Origin of the sequence: Acinetobacter sp. YH16040_T (assembly GCF_024605785.1) — a bacterium.
Lineage (GTDB): Bacteria > Pseudomonadota > Gammaproteobacteria > Pseudomonadales > Moraxellaceae > Acinetobacter > Acinetobacter amyesii.
In genome coordinates, this window is record NZ_CP094541.1 from 78303 (window position 1) to 92282 (window position 13980).

The following is a 13980-nucleotide window of genomic DNA, read 5'->3' on the forward strand; positions in this document are numbered from 1 at the left end:
ACTTGGGTAATAATCTTTTTTATATCTAATAGAAATAGACATGTTTTTATGAGTGTTTAAAAAGATCGCTTGATTTGACTGTTCATTGCACGATTCATATTTTTTTATTTTAAATTTTTAATTGTTTTTACGACTTTGTGACTTAAAGCACAAAAACTATTACACCATGCACGTAATCCAATTTTGGACGAAAGGCTTCAACTTATTGGTAGTTATATCCTTTATAAGGCTCAGCGATGATGCGACTTAATTTGAACGCTGATGACAACAAGGATTCTCCAATGGAAAAGTCAGATAATAAGCATGCTATTGTCACGGTAGCAATCTGCTTCCTTATTGCCGTAATCGAAGGTCTGGATATTCAGGCTGCAGGTATTGCAGCAGCAGGGATTCGTGAATATTTCGGGCTGGATAGCTCGCAGCTAGGGGTGTTTTTTAGTGCCGGTATTTTAGGATTATTACCTGGTGCTTTGGTGGGTGGTCGGATTGCAGACCGAATGGGCCGTAAAAAAGTATTAATTTGGTCTACGGGGATGTTCGCCATCTTTACCTTATGTACGGTATGGGTAAATAGCTTCCATAGCTTACTCGCTGTACGTTTTCTTGCAGGTGCAGGTTTAGGTGCAGCAATGCCAATTTTAATTACCTTGGCATCTGAATCGGTAACGCCACAAAATCGTGGTCGTGCAGTCGGTTTGATGTACTGTGGTATGCCTGTGGGTGCGGCAATCTTATCATTGGTCGCAATGACGGACTTCGGTGCAAACTGGAAAAATATTTTCTATTTAGGCGGTTTATTACCGATTGTTGTGATTCCATTGATGATTTGGTTCCTGCCCGAATCGCGTGAATTCTTGAAAGCCAAAGATCAAGCGGTTCAAGCGACCGCCAATGGCGAAATGCAACAAGGTGCTTTCAAAAACCTCTTTAACACAGAAAACCGTTTACGTACTTTCTCAATTTGGGTGAGCTACTTCTTCACCTTGATGGTGGTGTACATCATGTTGAGCTGGTTACCGTCGTTGTTCACCGAACTCGGTTTCACTCGTAAAGATGGTGCAACTGCGCAGTTCTACTTCATGGTGAGTGCAACCATTGGTACGATCATTTTAGGTATGTTGACTGATCGTTGGAAGAAAGCTTATGTGATCATTTTGATGTACGGCGGTATTTTGGCAGGTCTATTTGCGCTGAATGGTGCAGGTTCATTGACTCAAATGTACATGGCGTCAGCTTTAGTCGGTGCATTCGTGATTGGTTGCCAAGGTGTATTGTATGCCTTCGGTGGTATCGTGTATCCGACACAGTTACGTGGTACGGGTGTTGGTGTAGCTTCAGCCGTTGGTCGTGTCGGTGCAATGTTAGGCCCTGCAATTGCGGGTCAGCTATTGGCAGCAGGTTTTGGTGCGGCAGGGGTGATTACCGCTGCAATTCCATGTATCGCAATCTCTGCAATATTTATGTTGTTATTGGTACGTCGTATTCCATCATAAGGAACATGCCATATCAAAAAAAGCCCGCATATTGCGGGCTTTTTTATGGCGACAATAGAAGTCGCGCAAATGCTTTAAATCAAGATAAATAAAGGTATTTTATGTAAAAATACAGCATAAAGAGAAAATAAAAATCAACGTAGAGGGGCTATGTCAGCAAGAAAACTGGTCGCAATTTTTAAAGTTGATCAACGTGAATTCAGTTTGTATCTACATCAATACGAATTTATCTTGGAACTCAAACCTGTATTTCAAAGAAATCGCCAACAGCCGAGACAAAATGCGTGGTTGGCCTTTGCCGATGAACCTACCCTAGAAGATGTTGCTGAAAAGATTAATGCATTTGAGGTCATGCAACAGACACGCAGCCATTTATTAAAATATATCTTTCAACATCAACCGCGATATTTTTATTTTCATGCTTCGACTCGGCGAAAAGCCCGTATTTACCCACGATTTGCACAGCGGCTGGTTGAGCATTTGCCCAAGTATCGGTATTGTCAGGAAGGACAGTCATTTTATTTTTATGCACAGGACTGAATACTAAGGCTTTTAAAATATGAGCGAATCAGTAGAGTCGCCGACAATGCATGACAACGGATGGAGAGATATGCAAAAAAATACAGCGCTGATTGTGGTCGATGTACAAAATGGTTTTACCCCGGGTGGTCAGTTGGCTGTTGCCAATGCCGATCAAATTATTCCAGGGATTAATCAACTGGGGCAATACTTTACGAATATTGTGCTGACTCAAGATTGGCATCCAGCCGACCATATCTCTTTTGCTGAAAATCATCCTGAGCATGTACCTTATGACAGCATAGAGCTGAATTATGGAACGCAAGTACTGTGGCCGACGCATTGTGTACAAGGCACACAGGATGCCGAATTGCATCCTGATTTAAATTTACCAACGGCGCAGCTAATTATCCGTAAAGGTTTTCATCAGCATATCGACAGCTACTCTGCTTTTATGGAAGCAGATCAGAAAACTTCAACAGGTTTGGCGGGCTATTTGCGCGAACGTGGTATTGATACAGTCTTTGTGGTGGGCATTGCCACGGATTTCTGTGTTGCATGGACGGCAATGGATGCACGTAAGCTTGGTTTTGAAACTTTTGTGATTGCTGATTTGACCAAAGGGATCGATTTACAGGGTTCTTTACAGCATGCATGGCAAGACATGTTGGCGAATGGGGTGAAGCGTATTTACCTGAAAGATATTGTGCAGCAGCATGCACAGGCATTATCTTTGGCATGACCCAGTGGGCTCAGTTGAGAAAAGGCACAAGGGTGTGCCTTTTTTTGTCCCTGTATTTAAATGGAAGATGCCTATGTCGGCTTTCTTAAAATTCACTCAATTTGTGCAGAAAACATTTGCGATTTGGGTGGTGCTGTTTGCAGCGCTCGCCATGTTTTTTCCCGATGTATTTGTTTGGTTAAAAGCATATATCCCATGGATGCTAGGCATCATTATGTTGGGTATGGGCATGACCATGACACTGCAAGATTTTAAAAGTGTATTGCAAAGCCCTAAAGCTGTGATGATCGGGGTTTTGGCACAGTTTATTGTGATGCCGGGATTGGCTTTTTTCTTGTGTAAATTATTACAACTGCCGACAGAGATCGCGATCGGGGTCATTCTTGTCGGTTGCTGTCCGGGTGGAACGGCTTCTAATGTCATCACCTATATGGCAAAAGGTAATACCGCATTATCTGTTGCCTGTACCTCTGTTTCGACATTACTCGCACCGGTTTTAACCCCTGCGATTTTCTATTTGCTGGCAAGCCAATGGATCGAAATTAATGCGGCATCGATGTTGGTTTCAATTTTACAAGTGGTTTTATTTCCGATCATTGTGGGGTTAATGATTCGAACTGTCTTTAAGCACCGAGTGGATGCCTATATACAGGTCATGCCATTGGTTTCTGTTGTGGCAATTGTAGCGATTGTGGCAGCAATCATTGCGGGTAGTCGAACACAGATTTTGCAATCAGGTTTACTGATTCTTGGGGTAGTGGCCTTACATAATGGCTTGGGCTATCTATTGGGTTTTTGGGCCAGCCGACTGTTTAAATTGCCCTATGCAGACTGTAAAGCAGTGTCGATTGAAGTTGGGATGCAAAACTCAGGTTTGGGTGTGGCATTGGCGGCGACCCATTTTGCCGCTTCACCTCTGACCGCTGTGCCGAGTGCGATTTTTAGTTTGTGGCACAATATTTCGGGTCCCGCACTGGCAACCTATTGGGCAGCACGGACGAGTGAGCCCAAAGCATTGGAACAAGACAAGCCTGTGCAATAAACAATTCAGTAAAATAGAGGGCAATGTCCCTCTTTTTTGATGTCGAAAATAAATTTTACGATTTGATGAACAGGGCTTTAGGGAATTGCATGCTTTTTTAATTGATTAATGCTATTTGTAACATAAGTGTCATATCCGCTGCCTAACATGCCGGCAAACACTTTAGATATAGACTGTTTCAAACAGCATTGAGAGGGTATGCAACATTTTCAGCATTCATCAGAGACCTATTATAATCGTGAATTGTCACTTTTAGATTTCAATCGGCGGGTCTTGGCTCAGGCACTCGATTCAAGTTTACCTTTACTTGAACGCTTGAATTTTCTCATCATTTTTTCACGCAATTTAGATGAATTCTTTGAAATTCGCATTGCGGGGCTGATGAAACAACGAGATTTGAATGCGATTGCACGGACGCCAGATGCCATTCCGACTGAAGTGGTCTTAGATGAACTTTCCCAAGTGATTCATGACACGGTTGCAGAGCAATACCAGACCCTCAATCATGCTGTATTGCCTGCATTACAAAGTGAAGGCATTCGCTTTATTCAATTTAAAGATATTTTAGAAAAACATCGGGCGTGGATTAGCCATTATTTTAGTAAAGAAGTTCAACCAGTTTTAACACCGATTAGCTTAGATCCATCCCATCCGTTTCCACGCTTGGTCAATAAAAGCCTCAACTTTATTGTGAGCCTAGAAGGCAAAGATGCCTTTGGTCGTGCCATTGAAATGGCGATTGTGCCTGCGCCACGTTCGTTGCCGCGTTTAATCAAAATGCCCATCGAAGTTGAAGGCAGTGCAGAGACACAAATTTTCCTGACCGCCATTATTCAGCAACACATCAATGATTTATTTCCGGGGATGAAAGCGACGGGCTGTTATGCCTTTCGAGTGACACGCAATGCAGATTTGGTTTTGGCTGAGGATGTGGATGACTTGGCGGTGGCATTAAAAGATGAATTGTCTTCACGGCGTTTTGGTCGGGCAGTTCGCTTAGAAATTGAAGATGATTGTCCGCAAAGCATTATTGATTATTTGTTAGATGAATTTGATTTGAGTGAGCAGGAGCTCTATCGCATTGACGGCCCGATCAATTTATCGCGTCTCAGTACCAGTTTTAATCGACCTGAACTGAAATATCCGGTCTATACACCGATTATTCCTAAAGTTTTTCGTAAACAAACCGCGATTTTTGATGTATTAAAAACACAAGATGTCTTGTTACATCATCCGTTTGACTCCTTTCAACCGGTCATTAACCTATTACGTGAAGCTGCAAAAGACCCACAGGTTCTAGCCATTAAGCAGACGCTCTATCGCAGTGGGCCAGATTCGGACATTGTACAAGTTTTGGCGGAGGCCGCTCGCAACGGCAAGGAAGTAACCGCCGTCATCGAACTTCGGGCACGGTTTGATGAAGAATCCAATATTACTGTGGCCAATATATTGCAAGAAGCTGGGGCTGTCGTGGTGTATGGCATTGTGGGCTATAAAACCCATGCCAAGATGATTTTGATTGTGCGCCGTGAAAATAATCAGCTGCTACGCTACGCCCATCTGGGAACAGGTAATTACCACGCAGGCAATGCGCGGATGTATACCGATTATGGCCTGATGACGACGCATCCCGATATTTGCGAAGATGTGCATCGCATGTTTCAGGAACTGACCGGTATGGGCAAGATGGCGAAGCTGAAAGCTTTATTGCATGCACCATTTACCCTGCATACTGAATTATTGAAACTAATTGAACAGGAAATTGTTGCTGCACAAGCGGGAAAATACGCACTAATTATTGTGAAGGTCAATGCACTTACGGAACCGCAACTGATTGCTGCTTTGTATCGTGCATCGCAAGCAGGGGTACGTGTAGATTTAATTATCCGTTCGATTTGTTGTTTGATTCCTCAGGTCAAAGGTATGTCTGAGAATATTCATGTGAGATCTATCGTTGGGCGCTTCTTAGAGCACACTCGAGTGTATTATTTTGAGCATGCAGGCGAAAAACGATTGTACTGTGCCAGTGCCGATTGGATGGGACGTAACTTATTTTCACGGGTCGAAACCTGTTTTCCCATTTTAGAAAGCCGTTTGAAAAAACGCATTATGAAAGATGGTTTACTTAACTATTTGGACGATAATCAAAATGCATGGGAAATGCAGTCGAATGGGCAATGGGAGAGAGTCGCGGTTGAAGCAGGTGACGAGCTGCATAACGCGCAAAAATATTTGATTGCACAGAAAATTTCGACCGTTTAAGACAAAAAAATCCCGATTCAAGTCGGGATTTTTGATTTTGCTAAAACCTTTAAGAGGCTTTTGATTGTTTGGATTTTAAAATTTCAGTTCTGAAGTTTTGAGCCAATTCAGCGGCATCACTGTCCATTCCATTGAGCATAAACGCATGACGAGTGAGCACATTGGTCGGATTTGGTAAGCTGACCAATTGGAAATGATCTGAAATCTCTTTGAGCAAAGTTGTCGGCACATGAATGGCACTTTCTTTGGCAACCAATTGTTGGACTAAACGTTCAGCCGCTTGTACAGAAGACAATTGCATAGCTTCGACAGAGCTTGAAATTGCACTACGGGTTTGTAAAACGAATCGTTTTTCTTCACGGTAGCGTTTATATAAAACATCTGAAAGCAATTGGAATACTGAGCTGATCATGGTGAGGCAACGCAGCGCATCTGGAGTGTCAGCAGTCATGCTGATGGTTGCGCCATGTTCATCAAACTTATGCACTGTACTGATGTCAGAACTGTTCAATTTATAATGTTGAACACAGAGTTCTGTGGTTTTATTCAAGAAAATTTGGCAGAGATTAAAATACGGCACAGACACGGTTTTGTTGACGCTATCGAGCAACTGTTTCGGATCATAAAATTGAATATTTAATGCCAAGCTGTTGCTGTCGAGAACCACTGGTTTCATGTCTTTATGCTGTTTTGCTTTGGCTTGCGCATTTTGCTGCGCTTGAGCAATCGCCAGAGCGGCATTATGTTTTTCTTGTTCTAAAGCCTGCGCTAGCGTTTGAATTTCATGTTTTAGACGTGATTCATTGTTGATTCGCGCTAAATATTCAGTACGACTTGGACGCGCAATAGCGCGATACGCCAACCATAACAAGCCATGTAAGAATAATGAAAATAGAATCGCAGCCCACTGCGTACGTAAGATTTCACCAATACTTGGTTTAATTAAGGTGATTTCAACCGTTCCGACTTTCTTTTCGTTTTGCAGCGCATCACGAACAAAGATTTCACCGTCACGGGTTTTGGTCAAACCGCCTGTGGCCAAAACTTGATTATTGGCATTTAAAATGCGGATGGAAGCCACGCTCGGGTTGGTTGCATAGCGGTCAGCAAGTAAGGCTAATGATACGGTATTGGCCGGCTCAAGCTCAGATAGGCTGTCTGTAACCAATTGACTGGTCATCAGTTGTCCCTGACTGGCACGGTTTTCGTTCAATTGGTGGGTTGTTGCCAATACCAATAAAAAGGTATGCAAAGCAAAACAAACTACTAATAGGCTAGCAAATAGCCCTTGTCTAGGCGCATTCAACGTAAACTTCCAAGGCAATTCTATTCAATTTAGATTATGATTCTTACATTAGTTGTAGCTCAGACCCGAGTCAATTCATGCGAGAAATCATTCTTATATCACTTTTAGGACCTGACCAACCTAATCAATTTACACGATTAATGCAGGTTTTGTCCGCACATTCCTTACAGATTTTAGATGTCGGACAAGCAGTCATCCACAATCAGCTGACTTTAGGTATTGTTGTTTCGTCGGAAGACCAGACTGCGACAGCATTAGCCATGAAGGAGATGTTGATTTTAGCACATGATATTGGCTTAACTGTGCGCTTTAAACCAATCTCTACAACAGAATATCAACAATGGGTAAATGAGGGAGGCCGCACACGCTATATCGTTACGGCACTTGCGCCAGAATTACAGGCGTCTCATTTACAGGCAGTTACAAATATTGTGTCGAGCCAAGGCTTCAATATTGAAACTGTGACTCGTTTATCTGGCCGTCCAGAGTTAGATGGATCAAGTGAAGGTCCGCGCCGTGCCTGCGTTCAATTTGGTCTAAAAGGCCAGATGTTGGATGCCACTGCGATGCGTGCAGCATGTTTACGTCTATCTACTGAACTAGGGGTAGATGTTGCCGTTCAAGAAGACAATGCTTACCGTCGTAATCGTCGTTTAGTCTGCTTTGATATGGACTCGACGCTGATTGAGCAAGAAGTGATTGACGAATTGGCGATTGAAGCGGGTGTCGGCGCTCAAGTGGCTGAAATCACTGAACGTGCTATGCAAGGTGAACTCGATTTCCAACAAAGTTTCCGTGCACGTGTGGCACTACTCAAAGGTATGGATGCTTCGGTATTGCCTAAGATTGCAGAACGTCTGACTGTCACAGAAGGTGCGGAACGTCTCATTTCAACGCTGAAATCACTGGGCTATCGCACGGCTATTTTGTCAGGTGGTTTTCAGTATTTTGCTGAATATCTACAAGCAAAACTGGGTATCGATGAAGTCCATGCCAATGTACTGGACGTCCAAGATGGCGCGGTAACCGGTGAAGTGAAAGGCCATATTGTGGATGGTGCGCGCAAAGCCTTCTTATTGACTCAAATCGCTGAGGAAATGGGGATTTCATTAGAACAAGCCATTGCGGTCGGTGATGGTGCGAATGACTTGCCAATGTTGTCTTTAGCCGGCTTAGGCGTTGCCTTCCGTGCGAAACCTTTGGTGCGTCAAAATGCCAATCAAGCCATTTCAAGCGTGGGTCTAGATGGTGTTCTTTACCTGCTTGGTGTGCATGATAAAGATTTAAATCGCGCTTAAAACCATTTAATTCATACTAAAAAACGTAGCCAAAAGGCTGCGTTTTTTTATGCCAAGAATTCAGCTCATCCGATGAACGGTAGAAGAAAATTGTCGATAAAAACAACGATTAACAGCATTCGAAAAATTAATTTTTTTAGCCTAAAACCAGCTGTTTTTTTTGTAATGACACTCGAAACGAGATGCCATCATTGTTCTAGAAATTCTTTAAAAAGAAAAAATGTAATGACAAAATAATGTTGCGACAAGGTGTGTCGCATGGACAAAAAACGAGACTTTTTTTATGCAAAAAACTCAGCATAATGCTTGCAAGAGATTGAGATCGACCAAATCTATTTACTGAAGATACAGTAGTGAGACGGCTCAGCATCCTGTAAGACAAGAGATGTCAGCTGTCAAATGACGGAGGTTTTTATGTTAACAGCGAATTTAGCAACAATCGTTGGCCTGAGCTTGGTATCGGCGGCTGTGATTGCTGTTTTCTTCTCGCCTTATCGTCGCTGGTTAAGTTTTATGCTGGCGGGGATGCTGGTGTGGGGACTCATTGAAGTGATTCGATTTGGCACACAAACCATGTTTGAATTATCAGTGACCTATAGTTATTTAACGGCATTAATGGCCGCAATGGTGGTATTCACTTTAGTATTGTTACGTGAAGACCGTCGTGCAGAGCGTGCGATGGCAAAGCGTCAATGTATAGAGCATACGCCTGTATATGATGAAGAGCAGCAATGTTCGAGCCGATAAATGCCAGAACAAAATTTCAATGAAAATGCGCCTGAGGGCGCATTTTTTTTATGAACGCATTAGTCCGATTTGAGATACAAAGCCTTACTTCTCAAAAGCCAAGTTATGGTAGGATGAAACCAGTCAATTTTCCAACAATTACAATAGGCTTTAAGTCATGAAACTATCATCAATTCCTGTCGTAAAACTACCTTTAGTTGATGTCAGTACGGATCCACTTGATTTACTCGTGGCAGGTTTAGCGCTTCGTATGAAACAGCTTGCACGTACTAGCCCTAAATTCATTGAATTGGTTCATGAACGTCAATTCCGCATTCAAATCGGTACAGATTTGGGTGTTGCACGTCAAATTATTGTAAATAATGGACAGATTGATACTGTTTCAGGCGATGCGGAAAAAGCAGACTTTATTTTGCAATTTGCGGACAGCGAACAGGGTGTAAAAACCTTGATGAAAGGTGACCCAACAGCATTTATGACGGGTATGCAAAATGGCAGTATTAAAATGGAAGGTGATTTTGGTCTACTGGTCTGGTTTAACCAAGTGGCGAAGTTAATTCCACCTAAACTTCCAAAACCGGTTAAAGAAAAAATCAAAATCGCACGTGCGTTTATTAAAGAAAAAACAGGAAAATAATTTTAATTTTCGTTGAAAATTAACGTTTTTTTGGTAAAAATACCCCCCACTTTTTAGGGGGTATTTTTATGAAAAAATTAATTACGTCGGGTTTAATTGCTGCATCACTTACTTTGACAGGTTGTGCAAGTATCATTTCTGGATCGACTCAAACTTTAACCTTTAAGTCAGTTCCTGATGAAGCATCGATTTCAATTACAAATAAAGCGGGGGAAAAGGTACATACAGGTATCACACCTGCAACTGTAACTTTAAAACGCGGTACAGGATATTTTAAACCAGCAGCTTATGAAGTAACGTTCAAAAAAGATGGTTTTCAAACAAAAACTGTGCAGGTAACAGGGACAGTAAATGGTTGGTATGTAGCCAATATTATTTTTGGTGGATTAATTGGTTTATTAATTGTTGATCCAGCTACTGGTGCAATGTATACATTGAATCCCGCTGATGTAAATACTGTTCTAGACGCAAATCAAACAACAACGTCAAAGAAAAATGATCAGTCATTAACAGTCATGCTTGTGAAAGATATCCCTGTGGAAGTAATGCAACGTGCAAAACTGATTACAACCATTTAAGACCGTATTATTCTAGCTTGTGAAAGCCCTCAAAAGAGGGCTTTTTTAATGCTTCAGTGGTTATTCAACTTCTAAATTAAAGGTCACTGGACCGTCATTAACCAAATGCACTTTCATGTCGGCAGCAAAGATGCCTGTTTGTACATGGTCATATTGGCTCTTGGTGTAATCGACCAGCTGTTCATACAGTGCTTTGGCATCGTTTGGCGGCATGGCAGGGCCAAAATCGGGGCGCAGGCCTTTTTGCGTTTGCGCCATCAGGGTAAATTGAGACACCAAGAGGATACCGCCGCCGGCTTGACTGACATTCCAGCCCATCTTGCCTTGTTCATCATCAAAAAAGCGGTATTTCAAGATCTTATCAATCAGCTTTTTGCCTTTTTCTAAATCATCCGCTTTGCCAAGGCCTAAAAACACTAAAATACCGTGATTGATTTCACCCGTGATCTCACCATCGACCACCACTTTGGCTTCTAAAACACGTTGTAACAAGGCCCGCATAACTTCTTCCGAGTAGAAAATTGAACATAGGGCAGGGATTGTAGCAAATGCATCCTTCTTTCGAGGCGATGTGTAGAATTTTTTGGGCTCAAACATTTGAAAATTAACTGTATATTTTTTATAAATCCAATAATACGATTGAATTTATAAAAATAATCTGTTTTATCTATTTATTGAATATCAGTATCTTTGCGGGGCAGGAAAGGTATTTAACAGAGAGATTAAGACGATGTTTAAGCGTTCTTTATTGGTTGCGATGTTAGCAACAGCAACAGCGGCGACTCAAGCAGCGCCATTAACCAAAGACAATGGTGCACCAGTAGGCGATAACCAAAACTCGATTACTGCGGGTCCAAATGGTTCAGTTCTACTTCAAGACGTGCAATTGGTTCAAAAATTACAACGTTTTGGTCGTGAGCGTATTCCTGAGCGTGTGGTACATGCCCGTGGTACAGGTGCGTATGGTGAATTCGTTGCAACTAAAGATTTATCTGATCTCACCATTGCTTCATTGTTCAAAGCAGGTACTAAGACTCCAGTTTTCTTACGTTTCTCGACTGTAATTCACGGTAAACATTCTCCAGAAACTCTACGTGACCCGCACGGTTTCGCGATCAAGTTCTATACGCAAGAAGGCAACTGGGATTTAGTGGGTAACCAAACTCCAGTCTTCTTCATTCGTGATGCAATTAAATTCCCTGACTTCATTCACGCAATGAAGCCAAGCCCAATTGACAACGTTCAAGACGCGAACCGCGTATTTGACTTCTTGTCTAGCCAACCATGGGCAACCAACATGTTGACTTATGTGTATGGTAACCAAGGTGTTCCAACTAGCTACCGTGAGCAAGATGGTTTCGGTGTACACGCATTCAAACTGTACAACGACAAAGGCGAATATAAATACGTGAAGTTCAACTTCCGCTCTAATGTTAGCGGCAGTGTAAAAATGACCCCCTAATGGCATTTAAAAACTGACCCCCTTGGTTAATATAGCGGTCATTTTGGACTGCTCAACATGTTAACTTTGGAGCAAGCAGTGACAATCCAAATACTTCATCAACAAGGTAAATCTATTAAAGCCATTAGTCGTGAACTGGGGCTATCCAGAAATACCGTACGTAAATATTTACGGCAAAACACCACACCTCAGTATCAGCGTATACAGCCTAGAATAAGTATCCTTGACCCATATAAACCCTATTTACTCCAACGTGTAAACGCAGCTCATCCTGAATGGATTCCTGCTGTCGTGCTCTACCAGGAAATTTTAAGGTTGGGATATCCAGGAAAGATCAGGATCTTGAGGGAATATCTTGCAACATTAAAACCAGTTGCTCAACCGGAACCGATCATTCGTTTTGAAACCCAACCTGGCCAACAAATGCAAGTGGATTTCACCACGATTCGACGTAACAACACGACTTTAAAAGCTTTTGTCGCAACATTAGGGTATTCCAGAGCGACTTTCGTGAAATTTTATGATCATGAACGTACCGATGCATGGATCGATGGTCTAGAAAATGCATTTCAGTTCTTTGCAGGAGTACCTCAGGAAATACTGTTTGATAACGCTAAAACGATCATGATTGAACGGGATGCCTATCAGGAGGGGCAGCATAAATGGAATCCCAAACTGCTCGACTGCGCCAAGAAATACAGCTTTCGTCCTCGCGTATGTAAGCCCTACCGTGCACAGACCAAAGGCAAAGTTGAACGCTTTAATGGATACCTCAAATCAAGCTTTATTGTGCCATTGAAAGCAAGCCTGAAGACTTCGGGTTTACTGTTAGATGTTGATGTCGCCAATGCCCTCATTGGCCGGTGGCTGCATGAAACCGCCAATCAGCGGATTCATGCCACCACGCAAGAAAAACCGGCTGTTCGACTGCAACAGGAGCAGCAAAAATTTACGCCATTACCGCAATCAGATACGGGTTCTGGCACTGTACCTGTTGCAGCAGCACAGCATGTCATGCCCTACGAGAGTTTGCAGCATCCCTTATCGGTATATGACCAGTTGCTGGGAGTTTCCTGATGAATCTGCAATACGACCGTATAGAGCAACTTTGCCAAAAGCTCAATCTGCCTGCCATCGCATCACAATGGTCACATCATGCACAACAAACATTAGGTCAAGATGGAAGTTATGCCGACTTTGTTGAAGCGATCTTGACGCATGAATATGCTGCCAGGCAACAGCGCAGTCAGCAGGTACTGATGAAACTCTCAGGCCTGCCTCAAGTCAAAACCCTGGAAGACTATGATTTTAATTATGCCCTAGGGGCCCCTAAATCACAGGTGATTGAACTGTTCAATCTGAGCTTTATTGCTAGAGCAGAAAATGTGGTGTTTCTCGGGGCTAGCGGAGTAGGAAAAACGCACTTATCTATGGCATTAGGCTATAAGGCCATCATGAACAACATTAAGATCAAGTTCATTACCGCCGCCGATCTCATGCTGCAACTGAGTACAGCCTATCAGCAAGGTAAACTGAAAACCTATATGCAACGTGCGGTACTGGGACCAAAGTTACTGATTATCGATGAAATTGGTTATTTACCGTTTGGACGTGAAGAAGCGAATCTGTTCTTTAACGTGATTGCCAAGCGTTATGAAAAAGGCAGTACGATATTGACGAGTAACTTACCCTTTAGCCAGTGGTCCAAATCCTTTGCAGATGATGTCACGTTGACCGCTGCGATGTTAGATCGGTTATTGCATCACTATCATGTGGTACAAATATCGGGTGAGAGTTATCGTTTGAAGGATAAAAAAAGAATTGGGATTCAGCCCCAGGTTGAAACTTAATACGAGATCAAAGGGGTCAATTTTACTTTGCCATTTGAAAGGTA

General features: G+C 42.5%; 13 protein-coding genes and 1 pseudogene. 12 read left to right on the forward strand and 2 right to left on the reverse strand.

Features of this window, described 5'->3' with window-relative positions:
* Nucleotides 1-281: 281 nt before the first annotated feature.
* The 5 genes from mhpT (at nucleotide 282) to ppk1 (ending at nucleotide 6058) form a co-directional block, all read left to right on the forward strand.
* Nucleotides 282-1493, forward strand: a complete 1212-nt coding sequence (gene mhpT / locus MST16_RS00385) for a 3-(3-hydroxy-phenyl)propionate transporter MhpT (RefSeq protein ID WP_180008613.1) — start codon at nucleotides 282-284, stop codon at nucleotides 1491-1493.
* Between the two features lie 150 nt (nucleotides 1494-1643).
* Entirely contained in the window at nucleotides 1644-2033 is a 390-nt protein-coding gene (locus tag MST16_RS00390) for a hypothetical protein (protein WP_180008615.1), read from the forward strand.
* Nucleotides 2034-2103: 70 nt separating this feature from the next.
* Entirely contained in the window at nucleotides 2104-2754 is a 651-nt protein-coding gene (gene pncA, locus MST16_RS00395; RefSeq protein ID WP_078193259.1) for a bifunctional nicotinamidase/pyrazinamidase, read from the forward strand.
* A 73-nt stretch (nucleotides 2755-2827) separates the two neighbouring features.
* On the forward strand, nucleotides 2828-3796 hold the full coding sequence (locus tag MST16_RS00400; RefSeq protein ID WP_180008617.1) for a bile acid:sodium symporter family protein: 969 nt from the start codon (nucleotides 2828-2830) through the stop codon (nucleotides 3794-3796).
* Between the two features lie 198 nt (nucleotides 3797-3994).
* Nucleotides 3995-6058 (forward strand): polyphosphate kinase 1, encoded by a 2064-nt coding sequence (gene ppk1, locus MST16_RS00405; RefSeq protein WP_180011821.1) that lies wholly within the window; start codon nucleotides 3995-3997, stop codon nucleotides 6056-6058.
* Nucleotides 6059-6107: 49 nt separating this feature from the next.
* Here ppk1 and MST16_RS00410 read toward each other — a convergent pair whose 3' ends face one another.
* Nucleotides 6108-7364 carry a hypothetical protein gene (locus MST16_RS00410; protein WP_168379711.1) on the reverse strand — a complete coding sequence of 419 codons (1257 nt, stop codon included), beginning with the start codon at nucleotides 7362-7364 and terminating at the stop codon, nucleotides 6108-6110.
* A 77-nt stretch (nucleotides 7365-7441) separates the two neighbouring features.
* Here MST16_RS00410 and serB point away from each other — a divergent pair, with 77 nt between their 5' ends.
* The 4 genes from serB (at nucleotide 7442) to MST16_RS00430 (ending at nucleotide 10624) form a co-directional block, all read left to right on the forward strand.
* A complete protein-coding gene (gene serB / locus MST16_RS00415; protein ID WP_078193257.1) occupies nucleotides 7442-8662 on the forward strand; it encodes a phosphoserine phosphatase SerB in 1221 nt (406 codons plus the stop codon).
* Nucleotides 8663-9076: 414 nt separating this feature from the next.
* Complete coding sequence (gene aciT, locus MST16_RS00420) at nucleotides 9077-9409, forward strand: AciT family ciprofloxacin tolerance protein (RefSeq protein WP_078190616.1); 333 nt, start codon at nucleotides 9077-9079, stop codon at nucleotides 9407-9409.
* Between the two features lie 157 nt (nucleotides 9410-9566).
* Nucleotides 9567-10046: an SCP2 sterol-binding domain-containing protein gene (locus MST16_RS00425; protein WP_078190615.1), complete on the forward strand. Its 480-nt coding sequence runs from the start codon at nucleotides 9567-9569 to the stop codon at nucleotides 10044-10046.
* 68 nt (nucleotides 10047-10114) lie between these two features.
* A complete protein-coding gene (locus MST16_RS00430) occupies nucleotides 10115-10624 on the forward strand; it encodes a hypothetical protein (RefSeq protein WP_168379710.1) in 510 nt (169 codons plus the stop codon).
* Between the two features lie 60 nt (nucleotides 10625-10684).
* On the opposite strand, the gene dtd is transcribed toward MST16_RS00430, so the two are convergent.
* Nucleotides 10685-11125, reverse strand: a complete 441-nt coding sequence (dtd, locus tag MST16_RS00435; protein ID WP_168379709.1) for a D-aminoacyl-tRNA deacylase — start codon at nucleotides 11123-11125, stop codon at nucleotides 10685-10687.
* A gap of 229 nt (nucleotides 11126-11354) precedes the next feature.
* Between dtd and MST16_RS00440 the strand changes: the two are divergent.
* From MST16_RS00440 to istB, 3 genes and pseudogenes are all read left to right on the forward strand, one after another.
* A pseudogene (locus tag MST16_RS00440) lies at nucleotides 11355-12053 on the forward strand (catalase); the annotation flags it as partial.
* A gap of 90 nt (nucleotides 12054-12143) precedes the next feature.
* Nucleotides 12144-13163 carry an IS21-like element ISAba8 family transposase gene (gene istA, locus MST16_RS00445; RefSeq protein ID WP_180008621.1) on the forward strand — a complete coding sequence of 340 codons (1020 nt, stop codon included), beginning with the start codon at nucleotides 12144-12146 and terminating at the stop codon, nucleotides 13161-13163.
* Nucleotides 13163-13936 carry an IS21-like element ISAba8 family helper ATPase IstB gene (gene istB, locus MST16_RS00450; RefSeq protein WP_180008623.1) on the forward strand — a complete coding sequence of 258 codons (774 nt, stop codon included), beginning with the start codon at nucleotides 13163-13165 and terminating at the stop codon, nucleotides 13934-13936. Before istA ends, istB begins: the two co-directional genes overlap by 1 nt.
* The last annotated feature ends 44 nt before the right edge of the window (nucleotides 13937-13980 follow it).